This window comes from Actinomycetes bacterium, from assembly GCA_022599915.1.
Classification (GTDB): domain Bacteria; phylum Actinomycetota; class Actinomycetes; order S36-B12.
On the sequence record JAHZLH010000036.1, the window covers coordinates 1 to 21,139 of the forward strand.

Annotated in this window: 17 protein-coding genes, 3 tRNA genes and 1 pseudogene; 6 read left to right on the forward strand and 15 right to left on the reverse strand. The window is 60.6% G+C overall.

The window, feature by feature from the left end:
* Window positions 1–224: 224 nt before the first annotated feature.
* From K0U62_06615 to K0U62_06625, 3 genes are all read right to left on the reverse strand, one after another.
* Window positions 225–297: transfer RNA gene (locus K0U62_06615), tRNA-Arg, on the reverse strand.
* 100 nt (window positions 298–397) lie between these two features.
* Window positions 398–2,002 (reverse strand): alpha/beta-hydrolase family protein, encoded by a 1,605-nt coding sequence (locus tag K0U62_06620; GenBank protein ID MCH9801191.1) that lies wholly within the window; start codon window positions 2,000–2,002, stop codon window positions 398–400.
* Between the two features lie 16 nt (window positions 2,003–2,018).
* The gene (locus K0U62_06625) at window positions 2,019–2,894 is read right to left on the reverse strand and encodes a tocopherol cyclase family protein (protein MCH9801192.1); all 876 of its coding nucleotides are present in this window, start codon (window positions 2,892–2,894) and stop codon (window positions 2,019–2,021) included.
* A gap of 187 nt (window positions 2,895–3,081) precedes the next feature.
* Here K0U62_06625 and K0U62_06630 point away from each other — a divergent pair.
* From K0U62_06630 to K0U62_06640, 3 genes are all read left to right on the forward strand, one after another.
* Window positions 3,082–3,172, forward strand: a tRNA-Ser gene (locus tag K0U62_06630).
* Window positions 3,173–3,447: 275 nt separating this feature from the next.
* Window positions 3,448–4,338 carry a universal stress protein gene (locus tag K0U62_06635; protein MCH9801193.1) on the forward strand — a complete coding sequence of 297 codons (891 nt, stop codon included), beginning with the start codon at window positions 3,448–3,450 and terminating at the stop codon, window positions 4,336–4,338.
* Between the two features lie 102 nt (window positions 4,339–4,440).
* Entirely contained in the window at window positions 4,441–4,653 is a 213-nt protein-coding gene (locus K0U62_06640) for a dodecin family protein (GenBank protein MCH9801194.1), read from the forward strand.
* A gap of 12 nt (window positions 4,654–4,665) precedes the next feature.
* Here K0U62_06640 and K0U62_06645 read toward each other — a convergent pair whose 3' ends face one another.
* From K0U62_06645 to K0U62_06655, 3 genes are read right to left on the reverse strand one after another with little or no spacing between them, the layout of a single operon-like run.
* A complete protein-coding gene (locus K0U62_06645; protein MCH9801195.1) occupies window positions 4,666–5,139 on the reverse strand; it encodes a hypothetical protein in 474 nt (157 codons plus the stop codon).
* Window positions 5,140–5,147: 8 nt separating this feature from the next.
* Window positions 5,148–6,374, reverse strand: a complete 1,227-nt coding sequence (locus K0U62_06650; protein MCH9801196.1) for a pyrophosphate--fructose-6-phosphate 1-phosphotransferase — start codon at window positions 6,372–6,374, stop codon at window positions 5,148–5,150.
* A gap of 55 nt (window positions 6,375–6,429) precedes the next feature.
* On the reverse strand, window positions 6,430–7,500 hold the full coding sequence (locus K0U62_06655; protein ID MCH9801197.1) for an RDD family protein: 1,071 nt from the start codon (window positions 7,498–7,500) through the stop codon (window positions 6,430–6,432).
* Window positions 7,501–7,647: 147 nt separating this feature from the next.
* On the opposite strand from K0U62_06655, the gene K0U62_06660 reads away from it, so the two are divergent.
* The gene (locus K0U62_06660) at window positions 7,648–8,571 is read left to right on the forward strand and encodes a hypothetical protein (GenBank protein MCH9801198.1); all 924 of its coding nucleotides are present in this window, start codon (window positions 7,648–7,650) and stop codon (window positions 8,569–8,571) included.
* A 33-nt stretch (window positions 8,572–8,604) separates the two neighbouring features.
* Window positions 8,605–8,690, forward strand: a tRNA-Ser gene (locus tag K0U62_06665).
* 24 nt (window positions 8,691–8,714) lie between these two features.
* On the opposite strand, the gene K0U62_06670 is transcribed toward K0U62_06665, so the two are convergent.
* The 9 genes and pseudogenes from K0U62_06670 to K0U62_06710 form a co-directional block, all read right to left on the reverse strand.
* Window positions 8,715–9,296, reverse strand: a complete 582-nt coding sequence (locus K0U62_06670; protein MCH9801199.1) for a hypothetical protein — start codon at window positions 9,294–9,296, stop codon at window positions 8,715–8,717.
* Window positions 9,293–10,663: a HAMP domain-containing histidine kinase gene (locus K0U62_06675; GenBank protein ID MCH9801200.1), complete on the reverse strand. Its 1,371-nt coding sequence runs from the start codon at window positions 10,661–10,663 to the stop codon at window positions 9,293–9,295. Before K0U62_06675 ends, K0U62_06670 begins: the two co-directional genes overlap by 4 nt.
* The gene (locus K0U62_06680; GenBank protein MCH9801201.1) at window positions 10,660–11,331 is read right to left on the reverse strand and encodes a response regulator transcription factor; all 672 of its coding nucleotides are present in this window, start codon (window positions 11,329–11,331) and stop codon (window positions 10,660–10,662) included. The genes K0U62_06675 and K0U62_06680 overlap by 4 nt, the downstream gene beginning before the upstream one ends.
* Window positions 11,332–11,412: 81 nt before the next feature.
* Complete coding sequence (locus K0U62_06685) at window positions 11,413–12,234, reverse strand: enoyl-CoA hydratase/isomerase family protein (GenBank protein ID MCH9801202.1); 822 nt, start codon at window positions 12,232–12,234, stop codon at window positions 11,413–11,415.
* Window positions 12,231–13,382 carry an acyl-CoA dehydrogenase family protein gene (locus tag K0U62_06690; protein MCH9801203.1) on the reverse strand — a complete coding sequence of 384 codons (1,152 nt, stop codon included), beginning with the start codon at window positions 13,380–13,382 and terminating at the stop codon, window positions 12,231–12,233. The genes K0U62_06685 and K0U62_06690 overlap by 4 nt, the downstream gene beginning before the upstream one ends.
* Window positions 13,366–14,028, reverse strand: a complete 663-nt coding sequence (locus K0U62_06695; GenBank protein ID MCH9801204.1) for a TetR/AcrR family transcriptional regulator — start codon at window positions 14,026–14,028, stop codon at window positions 13,366–13,368. The genes K0U62_06690 and K0U62_06695 overlap by 17 nt, the downstream gene beginning before the upstream one ends.
* A 416-nt stretch (window positions 14,029–14,444) precedes the next feature.
* Window positions 14,445–16,022 (reverse strand): annotated as a pseudogene (locus K0U62_06700) (DUF1446 domain-containing protein).
* Entirely contained in the window at window positions 16,015–18,144 is a 2,130-nt protein-coding gene (locus K0U62_06705) for an ATP-grasp domain-containing protein (GenBank protein ID MCH9801205.1), read from the reverse strand. The pseudogene K0U62_06700 and the gene K0U62_06705 overlap by 8 nt, the downstream one beginning before the upstream one ends.
* Window positions 18,144–19,697, reverse strand: coding sequence for an acyl-CoA carboxylase subunit beta (locus K0U62_06710; protein ID MCH9801206.1), 1,554 nt, complete (start codon window positions 19,695–19,697; stop codon window positions 18,144–18,146). The genes K0U62_06705 and K0U62_06710 overlap by 1 nt, the downstream gene beginning before the upstream one ends.
* A 175-nt stretch (window positions 19,698–19,872) precedes the next feature.
* Between K0U62_06710 and K0U62_06715 the strand changes: the two genes are divergently transcribed.
* On the forward strand, window positions 19,873–21,105 hold the full coding sequence (locus tag K0U62_06715) for a hypothetical protein (protein ID MCH9801207.1): 1,233 nt from the start codon (window positions 19,873–19,875) through the stop codon (window positions 21,103–21,105).
* The last annotated feature ends 34 nt before the right edge of the window (window positions 21,106–21,139 follow it).

The following is a 21,139-nucleotide window of genomic DNA, read 5'->3' on the forward strand; positions in this document are numbered from 1 at the left end:
AGGAGTACCTCGCACTGCTACTCACTGAGAACCAATCAGACCTGCGCACCGGGAAGTGATCGAGCAGTCCCCGCGACATCGTCACCGAACTGGCAAGCGATCAACGCTAATGAACTACGAACTCAGTTCCTGCCGGATCGAGAGTTGGCCCTGGAGCCACGTCAAACGTAGATTTCCAGCCGGCTACGTCCGAGGAGAATGCTCGTTTCACGCGGGGAGTGGAGCGCGCCCGGAGAGATTCGAACTCCCAACCTTCTGATCCGTAGTCAGATGCTCTATCCGTTGAGCTACGGGCGCCCGCAGCCATTGTAGCCATGCGATGGTCGGGTCTAGCCTCCCGCCCGATAATGCCACTGAAACTGTGCTCTGCGAACGGGGACAGCGGCGGCGGTCGGGCTCAACTTTGCGAAAGCAACTGGTCCCGAGCGATCTCGCGTTCAGCCAAGATTTGCTGAACTCGAGCCGCGCTCGACTGCCGTTCGGGGCAATATGCTGCCGCTACCAGCGGCGCTAGATCTGCTCGGTAGTCGTGTCCCAGTGAGCGGAACACCCCCGACTGCGACTGTGTTGCGTAGGCAACGTCGAGTAAGACCTGCTGCCAGGTCCAAATCGGCACCCACGACATATCTGGCGGAACATTGCGGCCACGGGGAGCTCGGGATAGCCAATGCGGTTGCGACCGTATGAGTTGCCGCTCAAACCTGGTCACTGGATCCGCATCATGGTCCAGGAACCATAGTTGGCAGTCAGCAGGCGGTTGGGCGGGCAACTCTTCCCAACGGTCAACGTGTACTACGTGGGGGTTATCGGCCAACTGATCGCGCAGTTCGGTGCCACCAGGGCTACCCACAAACAGTGCACTGTCGATTCCCATAACTGCGGCTTCTTCTTCATCAACCAGATTCGGGGTACGAGTCAGTGCCACTTGCGCGATATGAGCACCCAGACTTTCGCCGTAAAGGTGGAGTTGGGGCCGCCGCGGTGACTCTTCGATGCGGACACGGATTCGATCGAGCAACAACCGGTAGCCGTCGGCGGCATCCGGGATCCGATCGACGGAAAACATCGATGGCAGCACGCCGTACTGCAGGACTACCGAAGCGCAATCGCCTGCCGAATAGATTTCTAGCGCCTCTACTGGGACCGAGTTGGCATAGCCGGATCCCGCGGGGCAGATCGCCAGTAGATGTTTCCGATCAAAGGCACCGAGACGTTCCAGTTCGGCCATCGCCAGATCCACTCGCGCAGATAGCGTCGCCTCCGAATCGATACCAACAAAGATGCGCAACGGTTCCTGGACCGTTTCAGCCCCGTATTCCTCTAGCTCCTTGCGAGAGACCCGCCAGTGGACGAACCTGCGGCCCTCGCGGCTCAGGGTGTCATAGCGGACTAGGGATTCATCGCCGCCGGAAACGTAGGGATTCGAGGGGGCAGCAGTCAGCGCTGAGTCGGCCGCCTTACCCTCGGCGATCAGATGCGCCTTGGTTCGACGGGCCAATGCCCGACCCGCCACGATTGTGGTGCCTGCCAACACCGCGGACTCCGCAGCCGACCACAGCACCCGAGGGCCGCCAAATCGTTCTGACAACCGGTCGGCTACTCGATTGATTCCCCGACTCGTCACGGTGGCGGCAAGGGTGAGACCGGCAGCGGCGGCCACTCCCGCGCCTGCACCGAGCACCGGGCTGCCGGAACTGTCTCCCCACTCGGTGTGGGCCTCGGCATGAGCATGAAGATTTCGTCGACTTCTCACCAGCGCCAGACTCGCGCTGCCGACAACGACAGCAGTACCCAACAACGGCCCTACTCGCTCACCCAGTGGACCGCGCCGAACGAGTGCTCCGACAGCGGCACCAGCTACCGCACCAGTGGTCGCCATCATCCCGGTCACCAGTGCTTGGTGCAGGGTGGACCGGGGGGTGAGACTTGGTCGCAACGAGGCAGCGCCAGCGGTGGCAATACCTGACGCAGCCCCGACGGCGGCAGCTCCGGTGGTGGACATGTCTTGATTCTGCCCGCTACCGGTCGGCCGTTCCCAACAGGGTCGGAATATCGCCATGGACCTCTAGCCCAGCCACCTCGCCGGTATCTTCCATGAGAAGTTCGCCGCCGCGACCGAAGGCGAGATGGATGCGGGCATCTAGGGTCTCCTCAACCCGGCGATGCATTTCAGTGCGGACAGGTGCATGGAGTAAAGCACCACCGCGACGTTCCGCAACCAAGTTCAGCCAATAGTCCTTTCTGTCCTTCACCGTCAGCCGAACGTGCTCGTCATCGATGCTGAAATACTCGGTCTTGGCGCCGGTGTAGGTGGCGAACCGATGGAAATCCGCACCATGTCGCAAGCCAATCAACAGACCGCGAAACTTCCCACGCCACCAGGGGATCAGGGCAGCTGAGGCAAGCAGCGAGATATCCGGATTGCTGAAGTGGTTGGAGTGCATCCACACATAGGCCGCCGGAAACGCCTGACCCCAATCTTGCTCGATATATCCCCGGCCACCTGCAAGATCGACCGCAGTTCCATTGAAACGAAGTTCACCACTGAGACCATGCCTAAATGACACCACCCCGTGGTAGCACTCCATTGCTGGCGCATAGGCGTACCAGCCCATAGCCCCTGGTGATCGAACTGTCACCGGCCACCGGTCCAGTGGATCGGTGATCGCCACCTCCCCGACCAGCTGCAGGTCGGGCTCATCGATGGCTAAGTTGATCCGGCTGCCAGAGAACTGGTTCGGGCCTACGACGGCGCCGAACCGGTCGGTAGCCGCCCGGTACTCGCTGGCGGGATAGGAAACGTACCAACTCCGCCCACTGTCACCGTCTAGAACTTGGACGAAGGCCTCTTCCGCGCCATCGGCGGACCGAAACAAGCCGGGGATCACTGCCATCCGGAAATTTCGGTCAGCACCGACCAGTTTGACGTACCAGCCCTCGAAATAGGGTGCCTTGCCGCGGTCGTGACCCGCCTCTGGATGCCAGATGCGGGAGAAGGTGGAACGGTCGATCACCTCGCCAGCCTAAGGGGCGACGGTGGGCTTCGGGTACCCTAAGGCCGTCACTGTTCGTCGGTGGCGTGGAGATGTCGCCTAGTCTGGTTTATGGCGCCCGCCTGCTAAGCGGGTTGAGGTTTTAAGACCTCTCGAGGGTTCAAATCCCTCCATCTCCGCGGTTGTTGGTGCCCGATCCGGCTTGCCCGGGTTGGGCACTAACAAATTTGGACACTGGGGAGCCGGAGATCGCGTCAGCGCGGGAGGTTTCCCTCCATTTCCGCCAACATCAAGCGCCTGCCCGACCAAGATTCCACCCTCGCTATGTGCCGGAGCTCCGGTCGAGTCTGCCAGCCGGCTGCGGCTCTTCGCCGTACCTCGGCGAACCGTCAGAAGGCATCGCGCTCACCCGAGCGCTAGCGTTTCTGTGCAACCACCCGACCAGGGAGCCAATGTGAAGATTGCTATCGGTGTCGGTGACGACGATGCGAGTGCGGATGCCATGGCGCTCGGGGCAGCCCTGGGCAGAAGTTTCGACGACGTACACAACATTTTGGTGCACATCTACGACAACAACCATGACTTCGTTGCTCGGGCAGGGGTCGAGTTTGACTGGGAGGAACACTCCCGGGCGCAGGCCGCGAAGATTGTCGCTAACGCAGCACAAGAGATGGCTGATCGGCAAGGAATCACCGATGTCACTACCGGCATCTCAGGTCACCGCGCCAGTGGGCATGGGCTTGCTGAGTTCGCTCACGATCACGACTGCCGGTGGATTGTGATTGGTAGCGCTCCTGGTGGATCCATCGATCGCTTCATGATCGGCAGCACAGCAAACCAACTGCTTCATGGTGCAGCCACGCCCATCATCCTCACCCCCGGCGGATATCGACGTCGCGAAGTGGAGCAGATCGGTCGGATCGTCGTTACGGTCGCTACTGGTCGGGAGGGAAAGCGAACCATCCGACGAGCTGCAAGAATCGCACGCGGCTCAAAGGCACCACTGCATCTCATCACCATCCTGCTGCACAACCATCGGATGATCGGACCGCTGTCCGCCAAGGATGAAGAAGAGATGATCGAGGCAGCCAAGGCGCGCATTTCGGAACAACAAGCGGAGGCATTGGCCGATCTCGACCTTGGGCCGCTGGAAATCTCCTCAGAAGTGGTTGAGGGCGACACAGTCGCAGACGCCCTCGGACAGGTGTCGTGGTCAGGAGACGACCTGTTGATCGTGCCCTCCTCTCGTGGTGTCCTACATCGGGTTTTTCTGGGCGATATGAACTACAAAATCGTTCGCTCCTCGCAGGTTGCAACTCTGGTACTCCCACGTTTCACGGACTAGTTGCCACGTCCGGTTAAGCGGGCGGGCAAACCTGCCGATGACTCTCTAGTCTGGTGAGCAAGATCATTACCACTGCGTTGCACCGCACTTACGGAGGAACCGATGCCAAACCGCACCTACAGCCTGACCGAAATCGTCGGGACGAGTCCCGAAGGTGTCGACCAGGCAATCCGAAATGGCATCGCACGGGCCTCCCAGACCATGCGGCACATCGACTGGTTCGAGGTGACCCAGATCCGCGGTTACGTGCGGGATGACGTCGATCACTTCCAGGTGACCCTTAAACTCGGTTTCCGGCTGGAAGACGTCGACTAGCGGAATCTTGCCCTAGTCAGTTTCTGCTGACTCCGCCAAAACCCGATAGAGCCGCAGGCGGTTGTAGCGGACAATCATTATTGCAATCGCGTTCACGATCAACGTGAGCACTGCCAGTACCAGCACTAACCACCACTCGGCGAAAAAAATAACCGGCAGCCAGCTCAAACAGGCAAGCCAGTGCACCCACTCCGCCCGGCGCGTCTCGACGATGTAGCCCGTTATCGCTTGTCGATCCTGCAGATCCGGTAACTGATTCTTGGACTCGCCACCAGCCCAGTCTCCGCCTTCCGGGAAACGTCGCTTCCACCACAGCACCCCGAGGCGCTCATACCGCTGTCTGGTATCCCAGCGGGTGAGGTGGAGCGGGCCCGAATCCCCGGAAAGCCACCGCGCGGGCCAATGCGGCGCAGTAAGCCCGACTCCCACCGATAGCAGTGCCACGACAGCGATACCGCCCAACAGCTGAGCGAACAGCTCACCCACTGACAAGCTCAGTGGCCAGTCTCGACTTTGCCGCCTTTGGGCTGGCCCATCGCCGCTAGGAGATCCTCGAACCAGGGTTGGTCGATATCGAACGGCCGACCACCCTTGATACGCGGAAACTCGATTGCTCGTAACTCATCGCCACGCTCAAAATCCTCGCCGATGACGCCACTTTCCCCGCGAAGCGCACAGCTCACGGCAAGGTCCGCGCACTTGCCGATGAGTTCTAGATCAGCGGCATTCGAGGGTGCCGATCGAGCGAAATATCCGCTCTTCCACACCTGGGTTTTCTCGGCTCCCACCATGTCACTGAACTTGTCACCGAACCATTGCCCCGGGTTGATCTTGTCGAGTTTCACATGACCGAAAGCGTCGCGTGGTACGTCTTCGCCCGCGGCTTCCAACTCAGCCACGATCTGTTCCACTCCGGCCCCTTCGGACAGGAAGATGGTGACGTTACCGATCCGATCCATCAACTCGCGTAGCCGAGCAGCCTCCGCCGCAATGTCTAACTCCATTTCGGGCACGTAGACGGCATGTACATCCCATCGCTTCGCGTCTAGGAGCACGTCGGGTACCCACTGCTGTTCGCCTAGCCACTCCCGGTAGACCCGGGCCGTCACAGCCGTCAGCCAACCGCAGTTGCGGCCCATCACTTCGTGGATGATCAATGCTCGTGGGTTCGCGCCATGCTCGGCGACGATGTTGCGGGCGTACAACGCGCTCTGTTCGGCTGCGGTGAAGGCCCCTAACGTCTGTTTGATCGGATAGACATCGTTGTCGATCGTCTTGGGCAGGCCCACCACTGTTAGTTCGTAGCCGTGGTCATGCAGGTAGGCCGCCAGATCTGCCGCAGTGGTGTTGGTGTCGTCACCACCGATCGTGTGCAGCACGTCGACTTTGTCACGGGTCAGTTGCTCGGCAGCGACCTGCAACGGATCTTGCCCCTCAGTCACCAGCCCCCGCTGCACACAGTCCGCGACATTGGTGAGCTTCACTCGGCTGTTCCCGATAGGGCTACCGCCGAAGCGGGTCAGGACATCTGCCCGTTCTCGCACTTCGTTGGTGATCGGGATGGAGTCACCTCGCAACAAACCTTGGTAGCCGTCCAGATAGGCCACCAACTCGATGCCAGAATCTACTTCGGTATACCGCTTGATGAGATTCCCCAAAGCAGTGGACAAGCAGGGGGCCAGTCCGCCAGCGGTCAGGAATGCAACTTTCGAAACCGTCATGACCGCAGCCTAGCGAGCAAACTTGGCTGAGCCGACGGCAGCAGACTTCGAGCCGCTACTTCGGCGAGGACTTCTTATCGATCCAGCTAGTCAATGGCGCTGGCAAAGCAGCCGATCGAGTCCCCCAGTCGTAAACGACGGCTGTACCTGCGAGCTTGTCATGCCAGGCACTACGTTCCTTGCCAAAGATGATGCCCAGCAATCCAATACCAAAGAACAGGAAAGATAGGGGATAGCACAGTACCCGGACGACGACTTCCTTGCCGCTGACCGGTTTGCCGCTACGGTCCACAACCATCAAGCCAAGCAGTCCCTTGCCAATCGTGCGCCCGGCCACCAGCAAAGACACGGTGGCGTAGGTGTAGATCCAGCCAACGTAGACCAACAATCCCACCCAACCAGGAACGGCTGTGGCCTCCCAGTTGATGCCAAGGATGTTGCTCGTGAAGAAGATTAGGGCAGCCGTTATGACGGTGTAGAGCCCAAACACCACGGCCACATCCGTAAGGAATGCCAGCAGACGGCTCACCGGCCCCGCGTAATGCCCTTGAACGATCCCTCGGCCCCTGTCGTCAGCTTCTTGCCCGGAAATGAGATTGGGCGGACCCTCCGGAAGCTGGTCTGCATCCTTACCCACCACCCGAAAACCGACCCGACCAACAATCTCGTCTAGCGCCACGACTTGCCGTCGCCCGGCATCCAAAACGGAACCGGCCATCTGCCCAGTGGTGTCACCGACGATGTCAGCGACACCCGCCTTATCCACCACCTGCTTGACATCCACCCGCTCCAACAGCCGGTCGATGTCAACGCGGTCCATGAGCCGATCCACATCCACCCGATCCAACAGTCGGTCAGGATCAACTCGATCGAGCAACCGGTCTGGATCCACCCGATCAAGCAGCTGGTTCGGCTCCACTCGATCTAGCAATCGATTGACATCAACCCGGTCGAGTAGTTCATCGGGCTCGACTCGGTCCAGCAACTCGTTGATATCTACCCGCGAGACCAGCTCATTGACGTCCACCCGTTCCACGATCTCGTTAACATCAATCGCTCCGGCGGCCGCATTCGTGATCCGGGAAAAAGGTCCACGTCTGGATCTTTCATCGTGCTCGTCGCTCACTCGTCCAATTTAGGGCCTATCCAGTTCCCAGCGGCTAGAACGCCGAAGACAAGCGCGAGAAATCTAGCGAACCGGCCAGTGGCAGTCACGCGACCACGTAGATCACCTCCGAAGGCTACGCTGAGCGCAGGATGGAGGTGAGCGTCAATGACCTACCGACGGGCTGCCGGCGTAATAGGGGCTGCCGCCGGTCTGGCGCTCGTCATGACCGTCAGCACAGTCGGCTGCTCCACCTCCGCCAGCGACACGGCGATCCAGTCCGACGCGCCCGAGGCGTTGGCGCCCGCTCCCTCGGCGACTGCCTCTGCCCTTCCCAGTATTTCTGCGAACGAGGGGCCGACCGCTTCCCCAACCACGCCCGCACCAGTAAAATCACCACGACTGCCCAAACTCAACGACCGCAACGCCATCGTCTACGCACCGCTGGACAAGCCAAGTAAGGTCACCAAGGTCGGTCGAGTGTCCGACACTCGAGCGTGGTCGACCTCGAAGGTTCTGGTGGTGCTTGCCTACATCAAAACCGTGGGTCGAGATAACCCGGCGAACCTGTCCACGGCAGACAAGAACCTCATCAAGCAGGCACTCCAGGCCTCCGATATGAACGCCCTACTGACACTGCGCGGTCGCATCCCCGGCGGATCTGGCGAACCGATGACCGAAATCCTGCGCGATATCGGTGATAAGTCCACGGAACCCTGGCCCGACAGTCGCGAAGGATCGCATCGTTGGTCACCGCAGGAACAGGTTCGGTTCATGGCGGCCTTGCGCAACAAAGAAGTGGTCTCACCTGAAGCAAGTCGCTTCGTCCGTAAAGAGATGAAACCGATTCCAAAGCACAGTTGGGGGCTCGGCACAGTGGGGGCCAAGACCTTTAAAGGTGGCTGGCTCACTGCCGACACCGATACCCGGCAAATGGGGCTATTGCGCGGCTACGCGGTCGCCATCATCACTGATGGCGTTGGCCCTGCTGAACTGCAAACCGACGGGGACTCAGCACACGTACGCCAGATGAATCGGCTGGCGCGTATCCTGAATCGGTACCTAGATGCCGAAGCGGCGAAATCCAATTAGTTGGGCGCCCAGGTTGGGATCAGATACAACACAGGTGAGGTGTCCGAGCGGCCTAAGGACCTGGTCTTGAAAACCAGTGCACGTACTGCGTGCCGTGGGTTCGAATCCCACCCTCACCGCTCACGTGGGTCTGTCGTTGTCGGCTAGCCCCGCAGCGCTTCATAATTGGAGCGGTTGACCGCACCACTACTCAGCCGACCGTTGGGTAAGGGCACCCCGATCGGTGTGCCAGAACTATTCACAAAGAGCACCGACTCGTCCGGCTCCGGGGCCAAGGTGAACACCACTTGACCTAAGATCAACAACTGCTCCTCGCTGGGTAGCTCCGAGAATTGATCATCCAACACCACCGCAGTTTGCTTGTTTCCCGCTGGCACGGTTAGACCGCTAGCCGCGGCAGTAGCAACCAGCGGCGTATCCGCCGCCACCGGAACGAGGGCGGTGCGAAGCCCAGCCTCCTTCTCTTCTGCTGTTGGACCGGCCTCCAACAGCAGCAAGGTTTCCTCTGACGAGAGCGACTGCTCCACTCGCCGTTCCACCGGCGCGATCTTTTCACCCCGAACAAACCACAGTTCTGCCAACTCGCCGCCGGTATCCTCAGCGGGCTCAGCGGAGTTCAGGGCGTCCAGTACCTCTGTTGGCAGCGAACGGGGTGAAGAATCGGTCGGCACACCACAGGCAGTCAATCCCACCGCAATAAGCAGGAGCAGGAGACGCTTGATCATGTCGGACTCCGTTCGGCCAGTTCTACTAGGAACCGGGCACCCCCTTGCGGCGATTGGCCAACTTCCACGGTTCCTCCCAGTAGCCGGATCTGCTCCGCCACGATCGCTAGACCTAGTCCCGCCCCTTCGACCTGCGTACCGTCCCCCCGGGCAAAGGGTTCAAAGATTTGATCTTGCACCTCAGGATCGATTCCCGGGCCAGAGTCATCCACGGTGAGACGCATTCCAGTTCCGGTCCGTTCCACCTCGATGGCACTCAGCCCGTCACCGTGTGTTTGCGCGTTGTCAATCAGATTTGCCACGATCCGTTCAAAACGTCGCGGATCCAACATCATGGCGAAATCATCACCTGACCGCAACGAGCGAGACAAGCCACGTGAGTTGAGCTGTTCGTCAATCAGCAATCCCACGTCGATAGATTCCCATTGCACTACTTGGTCGCCGCCGATCCGGCTGATCTCCAATAGGTCGAGCACCATCGCGGAGAAGCGGCGGACCTGTCGACCCAGCCCCAGCACGAGGTTCGCTTCCCGCTCCGGCAGGTTGTCAACCCGGCGCTCCAGTAAATCCGCGGTGCCGACGATGCCCGTCAGCGGCGATCTCAATTCGTGTGAGACATTGGCCGAGAACCGGCGTTCCCGCTCCAATCGGTCCTGCACCGCTGCGGCCATGTCATTGAACGCTACCGAAATCGCGGAGATATCCGGATCAGGCGGAATCGGCACGCGAGCGCTCATATCTCCGGCGGTGATCCGCCGGGCACCGTCAGCCACGTCGCCCAGTGGCCGCAACAGGCGATTCCCAGCCGCCTTACCGACAATTCCACCGACGATCAACGCGATGATCGACGCGCCCACCACAACGGCTCCCAAGATGCCCAGCACTTGGTCGAGAGTCGCCAGTGAGAACACGTCGACAAAGATCCCGCCGTCTACTGCGATAGCAATCGCCAGGAATTTGTCGCCGGTACTGTCTTCAAATCGCTGGATCGCCCCACCTTCCGCTTCTGCCGCGAGCAGCAGGTCCTGCGGAATGTCGTCCTCGGGTACCAAACTGACGTTAGTCGCAAACCAGACGCCATCTACGAACAAGAGTTGGTCGGTGCCCTCGCTGACTGCAAGGCGATCCAGCGCCCTACCTTCTTTGACTCCCTCTTCCAGGGCAGCGTCAACAATGCGCGCATCTATCTGGGCGCGGCTTAGCGCGCTAGCTTCTCGTTCCTGCAGCAGATAAATGCTGGTACCGATGTAAGTCGCACCCGAGACGAGCAACGCGACGAATAGCGAAATCATCGCGAAGGCGAACGCCACACGATTAGCCAAACCTGCGCGTCGGCCTATCCAGTAGCGCCGCGGTTCTTCGGTCACGGCTTCAGTCGGTAGCCGAAGCCGCGCACGGTAACCAAGTGATCCGGTTTCGCCGCGTCCACTTCGAGCTTCGCGCGCAGCCGATAGATCAGGTTGTCGACTACCCGACCGTCGCCAGCGTTACCGTATCCCCACACCCGACGGAGAAGATCGTCACGGCTGAGGACTCGGCCGCCCTCTTGGATAAGTTCTTGCAGGACCCGAAATTCAGTTCGGGAAAGCGCCAACGGTTCGCCGTCCTTGAAGGCTTCCGCCGTTCCCGGGCGAATAACAATCGGACCGCAGGCAATAACATCTTGCCGCTGCTCACCGGATTCAGTGGCAATCCGGCGCAGCTGCGCTCGGATGCGGGCGCCCAACTCCTTGGGGACAAAGGGCTTGGTGACGTAGTCGTCGGCACCTGCTTCCAGACCAGCCACCACATCATGGCTGTCTGCCTGGGCAGTGACCACAATGATGGGCACCGTGCTGGTTGCGCGCATCGAGCGGACGACGTCTAACCCGTGGATTCCCGGTAGCCGCAAATCGACCAGCACAACGTCGGGGATTTCATCCAGTGCCAGGCTCAAGGCCTTCTCGCCGGTATCAGCTTCGAGGACTGCATAGCCCTCATCCTCTAGAAAGGTGCGCAACACGAGCCGGATCTCCGGCTCGTCCTCCACCACCATCACCGTTTTCGCCACGGCCCTATTCAACCTCACCTAGGGGCGAGATATCACGATGCACCCATGAATTTCGCGGGATGGCTGTTATTCCTGCTCAGCACCTGCGGATTCGGCCCAAGCCGGCTTGCGCCGCTGGAACAACGCCGTCATGCCTTCTCGCGCCTCCTCAGAGCGAAAAAATCCGCCGGAAAGTTCTGCGGTATAGGCAAAGGCGTCCGCGCGCGCCATGGTCGGCACTCGCCGGATCAGTTCCTTGGTACCCGCAAGTGCCTCCGGACCACCCAGCCGCAGCTGCTCGGTCCAGGCTTCGACAGCGGTGTCCAGCTCTTCCCGCGCCGCAACCTTGTTGATGAGTCCGGCAGCAGCCACGCGCTGCGCCGGTACCTTCTCACCGGTGAGGAATAACTCCGCAGCGTCGGCCGGCCGCATTTTGGGCAGGCACACGACCGAGATCACCGCAGGAGTCAAACCCAGCCGAACTTCACTGAAGGCGAATCGAACATCATCGGCGGCAACTGACAGGTCACACGCAGCCACGAGGCCGTTGCCACCGCCGTATACATTGCCCTGCACCCTAGCGATGGTCGGCTTGGGATGGTCCGCAATCTGAGTCAGCAGCTGTCCCATCGCTTCAGGTCCGTTGGCGGCAAATCCACCCGACTCACCAGACAGCGCCGCCTTCAGGTCAGCACCGGCACTGAACGTATCGCCGGTGCCGGTAAGTACGACCGCACGCACCTCAGCATTCTTGGCGGTACTTTCCAAGTGCTCGGTCAGCAACTGCATCGACTCTGGATCGAGCGCGTTGCGGGCCTCGGGCCGGTTGAATCGGATAACAGCGATGCCGTCCGAGATGTCACAAATGACCTTTTCAGCACCCTCGGTAGGCTGCATATCGGGACTCATCTTTTGCCCATACCTTCCAGCATCGAAATGATCCGCAGCATCACTTCGTCAGCGCCACCACCGATCGAGATCAGTCGAGCGTCCCGCATATAGCGGGCCGGCCAGTTCTCCTCGGCGTAGCCCATCCCGCCGTGATATTGCACCACGATGTCGGCCACCTGACGGGCGAGTTTGCCAACCTTGAACTTGGCAATAGTCGCTTCGCGAGTGACGTTCTCACCCTCAGTGAATCGACGGGCTGCTTCTCGGTTGTAAGTGATCATCATGTCCACCTCGGCGATCAGTTCCGCGAGGTTGTACTGCAGGTACTGGTTGGCAAGCAACGGCTTTCCAAACGCCTCACGTACCTGCAGGTATTCGATAGTGCGCTCCAAGGCCCGCCGTGCTCCCATGGCCGCCATATAGGAACCCACGAGGCGCTCGTCTTGGAACTGCATCATCTGCTGCTGGAAACCGCGGCCCACCTCGCCGATGGTGTTGCTCACCGGAACGCGGAGATCCTCAAACACCAACTCAGCGGTGTCGGAAGAATGATTACCCATCTTTTCGATAGTTCGACCGACACTGAAACCGGGACTATCGGTGGGCACAATGATCTGTGACATTCCCGCAAATCCGGGTTCATCAGAGGTCCGAGCCAATAGGCAGATCCAGTCCGCCTGCGAGCCGTTGGTGATCCACATTTTCCTGCCGTTGATCACCCACTCGTCACCCTGTTGCACCGCCTTGGTCCGAATGCCAGAGACGTCAGATCCTGCGTCGGGCTCTGACACTGCGACGGAACACACCTGCTGACCCAGCATTGCTGGCTTGAGATACTTTTCCTTCAACTCTGGCGATCCGAAGTTGTGCAATGAAGGCGTGGCCATACTGGATTGCACCGCGATAGCCATCGGCACGCCGGCGCAATCGCAGCTGTAGCCCAACTCCTCCATCAGCACCACGGTGAAGGAGTGATCGGCTCCCTGACCGCCGTACTTCTCGTCGTACTCCAACCCGAAGCCGCCAATGTCGGCCAGTTTGGGGAAGAGTTCGTGGGCAGGGAAAATCCGCTCCTCCTCCCACTTATCGACATTGGGATTGATCTCGCTCTCGACAAAAGCACGAACTGACTTACGGAATTGTTCGTGTTCAGCTGTGAACTGCATGGGATTCCTCCTGTGGTGATGGACTTATTGATGAGTCGATGAGATCGGAAAGGCCGAGCGCTCGTTGCCAGATGCGAGTGAGCGTCAGGTGACCATCGGGATCTGCGGCAGAGCCAATATCGCTCCAGTGGCGAGAGAAGCCTTCAACCATGGCGCATAGGGAAGCTGCCGCGATCTGGGGATCAAGATCGGCGTCGGCGAGTCCCAGCTCCTGCTGTCGGGAGATTTGCGCAGCCACTCGATCGACATGGGTTCGACGCAGATCATCCAGGATGAGCGCGAACCGCTGGTCAGCCAGCGCCACCTCTTCCACCACCCGGAGCAACCGAGCGTTCTCGCCAAAGGCCGCGAGGTAGCGGGCGTTGGCGGTACTGATCTTTTCGATCGGATCGGACATATCCACCGTCCTGATCGATTCGCGCAAGTCAGCGACCAGTTCAGTGAGAGTTGCGGCAAGGACATCTTCCTTGGTGGTGAAGTAGGTATAGACCGTGCCATGACTGACACCAGCTGCCGCTGCGATATCCCCCATGCGTGTTGAAGCAAACCCTTGGGATTCGAAGACCTCACGGGCGGCTGAGATGAGCCGCTGCCGCGTCATTTCACCGCGCTTGGTGCGCGGTTCCCGAGTTTGCTGAGCGGTCATGTCGCGCTGAGATTGTCGGTATCAAGTAGTTCACGTGGGAAGGACACCAGCCGAGAACGCAGGTACTCACCGAGTCCCTTCGCCTGCGGGTCCAACAGCGCATTCTCGCTGACGCCCCGACCCAGCAGCCCAGTGATGACGAGGTTTACTGCCCGCAGATTCGCCAGCGGGATGACGTCAACCTGCAGACCCGCAGCTTCCGGAATTAGCCGCTGCACCGCGCCGGGTGCCTGCAGCAGGGATAGCAGCCATCGGTAACTGCGATCGGCTCGTTCGTCCGCGGCCGGATCAACCTGCAGCGGATCGTCAGATTTCCAGATCTCCGCGAGGTCATCCGGGCTGTTGATCTCAGGAACGGTCAGTGCATCGGCCTCACCACCAGCTAATGCCACGGCCTCAATCTCAACTGGATCGGGGATCCACACCCCGACATTGGCATTGCCACCCTTATCACCGCTGCGGGCTCCGGCGACCCAACCCAGTGGGATGCGGACCATGTCGGCTCGGCTCGTCTCCTCGACCACTGGCTCAGTCGTTGCGATTGATTCCGGCGTTGCCTGCTCGGCTAGGGGTGAGCTACCGGGCAAGGTCGTAATCTCCTCGCCAGCTAGCGACACCTTTGCGCTAACCGCGGCACCGGCGACGGTTGTCGGCCAAAACACGCCATAGGGGGTTCCGGGTGTGGGGACCGCAGTGGGAAACATACCTGGGTAGCTGGCCAAGGCTGATTCCACTGCTCGAGCGGTAAAGGCTTTTCCGACGTTGTCAGGGTTGCCGTCCTTGACCGTGAGCCGTAAGTGAGCTTGGGCGGAAGCGACGTCAGTGGGGTCTTCGGAGTCAGCTCGCAGCAGATCGACTGTCAGTTCAGTCACGTTCAGCGTGCTGGTGGCGGCCAGCTCAACTGGGGATCGTTTGCAGTCCGCCAGGGTGACTCCAGCGATGGTTCGCAGCGCAACGTCAGCTTTCGCCTCAATATCGAGCCCGGTCAGCACCAGTGTCATCGAGTTGCGGAAGCCGCCCAGGTAGTTCAGTGAGACTTTGAGCCGATCTGGTGGTGGGGCACCGACAACACCGGAAATCCGGACGCGATCACGGCCAACTTGATCCAGTCGAATACTGCGGAAGTCAGCGCTGACATCGGGATTGAGATAGACCGCATCCCCGACTTCATAAAGCAACTGTGCTGTCACGGTTCCAGGACTCACCAAACCGCCGGTACCGGGATGCTTGGTGATCACGCTGGTCCCATCGCCACCGATTTCTGCGATGGGGAATCCGACGTTTTCCAGACTCGGGACGTCGGTAAAGAAGGAGTAGTTGCCGCCCGTAGCCTGGGCGCCACATTCAATAACATGGCCCGCCACCAGGGCCCCGGCGAACCGATTCAGGTCGGCGACGTTGTCGTAATCCCAACCGTGCCACCAAGCGGCTGGACCGATCGCCAACGCTGCATCAGTCACCCGACCGGTGATCACCACGTCGGCTCCTGCCGCCAACGCTGCCGTAATGGCGCGACCCCCGAGATAGGCATTCGCCGCCAAAGAGGGGGTGCCCATGTCCGCAAAGAGCTCCCCGGTGTCCAGATTGCGGAACTCCTCACCGTTGTCCGTCAGCTCGGCAACTCGATCAGAAATATCGTCACCGGTCACCACAGCGATGCGCGGCTGCAAGCCCGCCTTGTCCGCTGCATCCGCGAGCGCGTCAGCCAGCCCTTGCGGATCGAGACCGCCCGCGTCGGTGACCACCTTGATGTTGCGGTCTAGACAGTCGCCGAGCACGTCTTTCATCTGGGTGAGGAAGGTTCGGGCATAGCCGGAACCCACGCCATGCTTCATCCGCTGCCGCGCAAGGATGAGCATGGTGAGTTCCGCTAGCCAATCACCGGTGAGGACATCGATCGGTCCACCGTCCACCATCTCGCGGGCTGCCGACAGTCGATCGCCGAAAAAACCCGAGCAGTTGGCAATCCGGATTGGACGTCGAGACTCAGTCATCGTCGCCCCCTGCCGCGAAAGTTACTAGCACCTGGTGCGCTTCCACCGACTGTCCCGGTGTCACGAGCACCTGATCGATGGTGCCGTCGCTATCCGCAGTGATGCGGTGCTCCATTTTCATGGCCTCCAGTACAACCAGCGTCTCGCCCTCGTTGACCTGCTGCCCGGGCTCTACCTCAATGGCAGCGACAGTTCCTGGCAGTGGGGATACCGGACCTTGATCGCCGGTACCTGCGTCATTTTGTTCGCCGACCGATATTGGCCGGAACTGGAATCTGCCATCTACCCCCACCACGCGGATACCCGCCTCGTCGGTATCAGTCTCGATCCGACTCACAAGTCCGTCGATCTCCACCAACAGAAACTGATCCGGCAACGCATCTTCATCCGGGGCCGGCCGGGTAACCCGCACCTCGCCGATGAACTCCCGTTCTGCGCTGTAGGGTTCCTCGCCAGGATTCAGCCATACCCGCCAACGGTTATCGCGGCCGGACTCATGCAGTACCCATACACGGCGCGCGGACTCACCCGAGCCGTACTGCAGGCCAAGGAACCCCGGCGTGCCACTCACGTTGCGGAACCGCGGCGGCACTGGGTCGGCACTCAGGTTGCCTGCGAACACATCGGTGATCCAGTGATCAGCGGCATCTACGGTGTCGAGATGATGGAAAGCCGCCGCCACTACTAGTGCTGGCGGCGGATTCTGGCCTTCCGGCAGCAGGTTTCCGGCGAGCAAACCAGGGTGCTCTTCCAGGAAGGCGGTTGTGGTGTCGCCGGCGAAAAACGGAAACGAACCCAAAATCGCGAGCAGCATGTCCCGATTCGTGGTGACTCCGGTGACGGTGGTCTCCGATAATGCCTGCAGCATCTCCTGGGTAGTGGTTTGCCGGTCGGGGCCAGACGTCGTGATCTTGGCAAGCAACGGGTCATAGAACTGCGGAACCGAATCCCCGGCCGAATACGAGGCATCGACCACTGCTCCGAGAGCGCTGGGCGACGCAAACTGACCAATCTTGCCCACGCTGGGCAGGAAGCCCTGGGATGGGTCCTCCGCATACAACCGAACCTCGATGGCGTGGCCGTCGATGTCGAGATCATCCTGCTCAACGGTGAACTCTTTACCTTGAGCAACCAGGATCTGCCACTGCACCAAATCGGTACCGGTGATTTCTTCCGTAACTCGGTGCTCCACCTGCAGTCGGGTGTTCATCTCGAGGAAGAAGAACTCCTGCGCATCACCGTCCCCGGACACCAGAAACTCCACCGTTCCTGCTCCGACATAACCGATCCGGGCTGCCAGGGACAGCGCAGCGGTGTACATGCGTTCCCGAGTCACATCAGTAGTTCCGGGGGACGGAGCCTCTTCGATGATCTTTTGGTGGCGCCGTTGAATCGAACATTCCCGATCGAATAGATGCAGGTAGTTGCCATGCTGGTCGCCAAAGACCTGCACTTCGACGTGGCGAGCCCGCGGCAAGTAGCGCTCCAGAAATACTGTCGGATCGCCAAAGGAAGATTGCGACTCTCGCCGGGCCCCTTCAACCGCAGGCAACAACTCATCGGGCTGTGACACCACTCGCATGCCCTTGCCGCCACCGCCAGCAGATGCCTTGATCATCACCGGATAGCCAACCTGCTCAGCTCGCTCAGCGATCTGTACCTCGGTTAGGTCGGCGTCTAGTTCTGCGCCGGGGACCAGCGGAACTCCCGCGGCAGCCGCGGCGTTCTTCGCTTCCACTTTCAGCGCCATGGCGCGGATCGCTTCCGGAGGTGGCCCAATCCAGGTCAGGCCAGCGCCAACTACCGCTTCGGCAAACTCTGGATTCTCCGCTAGAAAGCCATAGCCGGGGTGGATGGCATCAGCCTCAGTGCGCTTCGCAGCAGCCAAGATCGCCGGGATGTTCAGATATGTGTCTGCGGAGGCATTGCCGGGAAGATGCACCGCCAAGTCGGCGGCGCGCACATGTCGACCGTTTCGATCTGCATCCGAATACACCGCCACGCAGGTGATTCCCATCTCACGAGCCGTGTCGAACACTCGAATCGCTATCTCGCCCCGGTTGGCGACCAGGACTCGTCGGATAGTTGCCTCTACTGGCATGTTTTCCTCGTTTCGACTCATCACATCCGCCAAACGCCGTAGCCGCTAGTACCTTGCACTGGTCCGGAATGGGCGGCGGAAAGCGCCATGGTCAGCACCGCGCGGGTGTCTCGTGGATCGATGATGCCGTCGTCCCAGATGCGTCCAGTCGCGAACAAGCTGGTCGATTCCGATTCCACCTGGTTTTCAAAGGCATCGCGGATAGGGGCGAAAGCTGCCTCGTCAAACTCCGCTCCGGCTTTTTCGGTCTTTTGCCGAGCAACGATGTTCAGTACCCCGGCCAACTGTTTGGGCCCCATTACAGCGATGCGGTGGTTGGGCCAACTGAAGACGAACCGTGGGTCATAGGCTCGACCGCTCATGCCGTAGTTTCCGGCACCGTAGGAGGCACCCATCATCAAGGTGATGTGCGGCACGCTGCTGTTGGATACCGCGTTGATCAACTTGGCACCGTCTTTGATGATGCCGCCCTGTTCGTATTTGGTGCCGACCATGAAGCCGGTGATGTTTTGCGCGAACAGGATCGGTACGTCCATCCGGTTGCACAGTTGAATGAACTGAGCGCCTTTGTGGCTCTCTTCGCTGAACAAGATCCCGTTGTTGGCCAGGACGCCAACCGGGAAACCACCAATATGACCCCAGCCGGTCACCAGGGTGGTGCCATACAGCGGTTTGAACTCTTCAAACTCCGAACCATCAACGACCCGGGCTAGTACCTCGCGCGCCTCGAAGGGCATCCGTACATCGGCACTCGGGATGCCGAGCAGTTCTTCTGGGTCGTACAACGGGGCTGCCGCTGCTTCATCCGGTCCTGGTCCTTGTTTTCGCCACCGCAGATGAGACACGATTTGCCGGCCGATCCGAAGCGCATCCGCCTCGTCCTCAGCCAAGTAGTCGGCTAGCCCGCTGGTTCTGGCATGCATTTCCGCACCGCCGAGTTGCTCGTCGTCTGCGTCTTCGTCGATCGCCATCTTTACCAGCGGCGGACCGCCCAGATACACCCGAGCCGCCTCTTTCTGCAGTACGACGTAGTCGCTCATCCCGGGCACGTAGGCCCCGCCCGCGGTGCTCGAGCCGAACACCAACGTGATGGTGGGGATACCCGCTGCAGAAAGTTGCGTCAGGTTCTTAAAGGATGCTCCGCCGGGCACGAAGATGTCGGCCTGCTTGGGCAGGTCCGCACCACCTGACTCAGTCAGACTGACAAGCGGCAACCGGTTCTCGCGGGCGATATCCATCGCACGTAGTCCCTTACGAACTGCCGTCGGCCCCTGGGAACCACCCTTCACGGTCGGATCGTTGGCAATCACCATGCACTCGGTACCCGAGATAGTGCCAATCCCGGTGACAATGCCACCCCCGAGGGGATCGTCAGTGCCCCAACCGGCCAACGGTGATAGCTCGAGAAAGCCCGACATCGGGTCCAGCAAGTACTCGATTCGCTCTCGCGGCAACATTTTGCCGCGAGAACGTAATCGCCCGACGCTGCGATTCGCCTTGTCGGCATCCGTGGTACCGCCACCACGGGTTACCTGAGTCAGCAGGTCGTCTATCTCGGCCAGGCTCTCAGCCATGGCAGCCCGATTCGACGTGAACGGTTCTGCATTGCTATCAACGGAACTGCGTATTACTTGCCCCACGAACTTGACGCTACTGTCAAGTTGACGCCGGCGTCAAGAACTTCGCCGCAACAAACTTGCCTATCGAGACTCCAGCGCCGATCTAAGCCCAACACCGTAGCCACGGTTCGTGTCGCAGCAACCTCGCGCGACGAAGTCAGGGGACGATGAAGACATGGCGCCCATCACTTGGCAATTGGCGATCCGCATCGCGACGGAGGTCGATCCCATCCCGCCCCGTCGAGTCGACCTACTGTCGGCGATCGGTAGCACGCTGGCCGAACCCATTTCAGCCCTAGCAGATCTGCCTCCCGACCCAGCCGCTACCGAGTCAGGCTGGGCAGTGCGAGGACTCGGACCGTGGGCAGTCGTCCCGCACCCCGCGCACAATGAACTAGCGGATGGTTGTGCGACTCCGATCGCAGCCGGCGCGATGCTACCCACTGGAACCGATGCCGTACTCGCCGACCGTTTTGCTGTGGTCGAAGGTGACGGCCGCACTGTACTGGTCGGGGAGGAGGGCAAACCTGCTAGCCGCCCCGGCCGACTGCGGCAAGGCTTTGGGATTACAACAGTTGGCGCAACAGCCAGCCATGGCCAGGTCTTACACAAGTCCGGTGACACGTTTACTGCAGGGACATTGGCTTTGGCGGCGGCGGCCGGGGCCGACGACGTCTTGGTGTATCCACCCGCCAGCGTGGCGCCCATCATGCTGACGACTCGACTGCTGCCGTCCGGTCCGCCACGTCGGGGGCGCGACCGAGACGTGGTGCGGTCACTACTGCCGGCGTGGATCATGGGCGCCGGGGCTAGGTGCCTGCCGCTGGCCTCGGTGGCCCCCGAGGCCAGCGAAATCGCTGCAGCGCTTGATGCTGCGGGTGGCGATCTGGTGGTTATATCCGGCGGTCCGGAACCGGGTCTCAGCCTCGGCGCAAGGTCTGCGCTGCAACAACTTGGTGCGGAGTTCCTCATCGACGGTGTCGCGGTGCGACCGGGCGGGGCGGTGCTGTTGGCTGAACTACCCGATAACCGCCGGGTACTGGTGCTTCCTCATGAGCCCTGCGATGCCGCAATCGGCATGGCTCTGCTTCTCGACCCGACCTTGTCAGCTCTGGCCGCACACGCAGACATAACGAAACCCACCGTCATGCTGCGGGATTCCCTCGAACCCACGCCGTATGCTCGCGCTCTCCCCGTTGCCATTGAGCCTGGTGAACTGATCGACCTCGCCGTCACGCAGCCTTGGTATGGCCCGCACGGGCTCGCCGCAGTCGCGGGAGCCACCGGGATCGGTTTCCTGGACCCCGGTCGGGGTCAGCGGGGTGACGCTTTAACCGTGGTGACCATACCCGGCCGCAACTGAACCCACCGGGGACAGAAGCGACTAGCCCACGCGA

Bases quoted from the DNA above. Each gene is read 5' to 3' on its own strand.
- K0U62_06620 (MCH9801191.1), bottom strand. From the start codon at position 2,002: ATGTCCACCACCGGAGCTGCCGCCGTCGGGGCTGCGTCAGGTATTGCC.
- K0U62_06625 (MCH9801192.1), bottom strand. From the start codon at position 2,894: ATGGCAGTGATCCCCGGCTTGTTTCGGTCCGCCGATGGCGCGGAAGAG.
- K0U62_06640 (MCH9801194.1), top strand. From the start codon at position 4,441: ATGCCAAACCGCACCTACAGCCTGACCGAAATCGTCGGGACGAGTCCC.
- K0U62_06650 (MCH9801196.1), bottom strand. From the start codon at position 6,374: ATGACGGTTTCGAAAGTTGCATTCCTGACCGCTGGCGGACTGGCCCCC.
- K0U62_06660 (MCH9801198.1), top strand. From the start codon at position 7,648: ATGACCTACCGACGGGCTGCCGGCGTAATAGGGGCTGCCGCCGGTCTG.
- K0U62_06670 (MCH9801199.1), bottom strand. From the start codon at position 9,296: ATGATCAAGCGTCTCCTGCTCCTGCTTATTGCGGTGGGATTGACTGCC.
- K0U62_06680 (MCH9801201.1), bottom strand. From the start codon at position 11,331: ATGGTGGTGGAGGACGAGCCGGAGATCCGGCTCGTGTTGCGCACCTTT.
- K0U62_06685 (MCH9801202.1), bottom strand. From the start codon at position 12,234: ATGAGTCCCGATATGCAGCCTACCGAGGGTGCTGAAAAGGTCATTTGT.
- K0U62_06690 (MCH9801203.1), bottom strand. From the start codon at position 13,382: ATGCAGTTCACAGCTGAACACGAACAATTCCGTAAGTCAGTTCGTGCT.
- K0U62_06695 (MCH9801204.1), bottom strand. From the start codon at position 14,028: ATGACCGCTCAGCAAACTCGGGAACCGCGCACCAAGCGCGGTGAAATG.
- K0U62_06705 (MCH9801205.1), bottom strand. From the start codon at position 18,144: ATGAGTCGAAACGAGGAAAACATGCCAGTAGAGGCAACTATCCGACGA.
- K0U62_06710 (MCH9801206.1), bottom strand. From the start codon at position 19,697: ATGGCTGAGAGCCTGGCCGAGATAGACGACCTGCTGACTCAGGTAACC.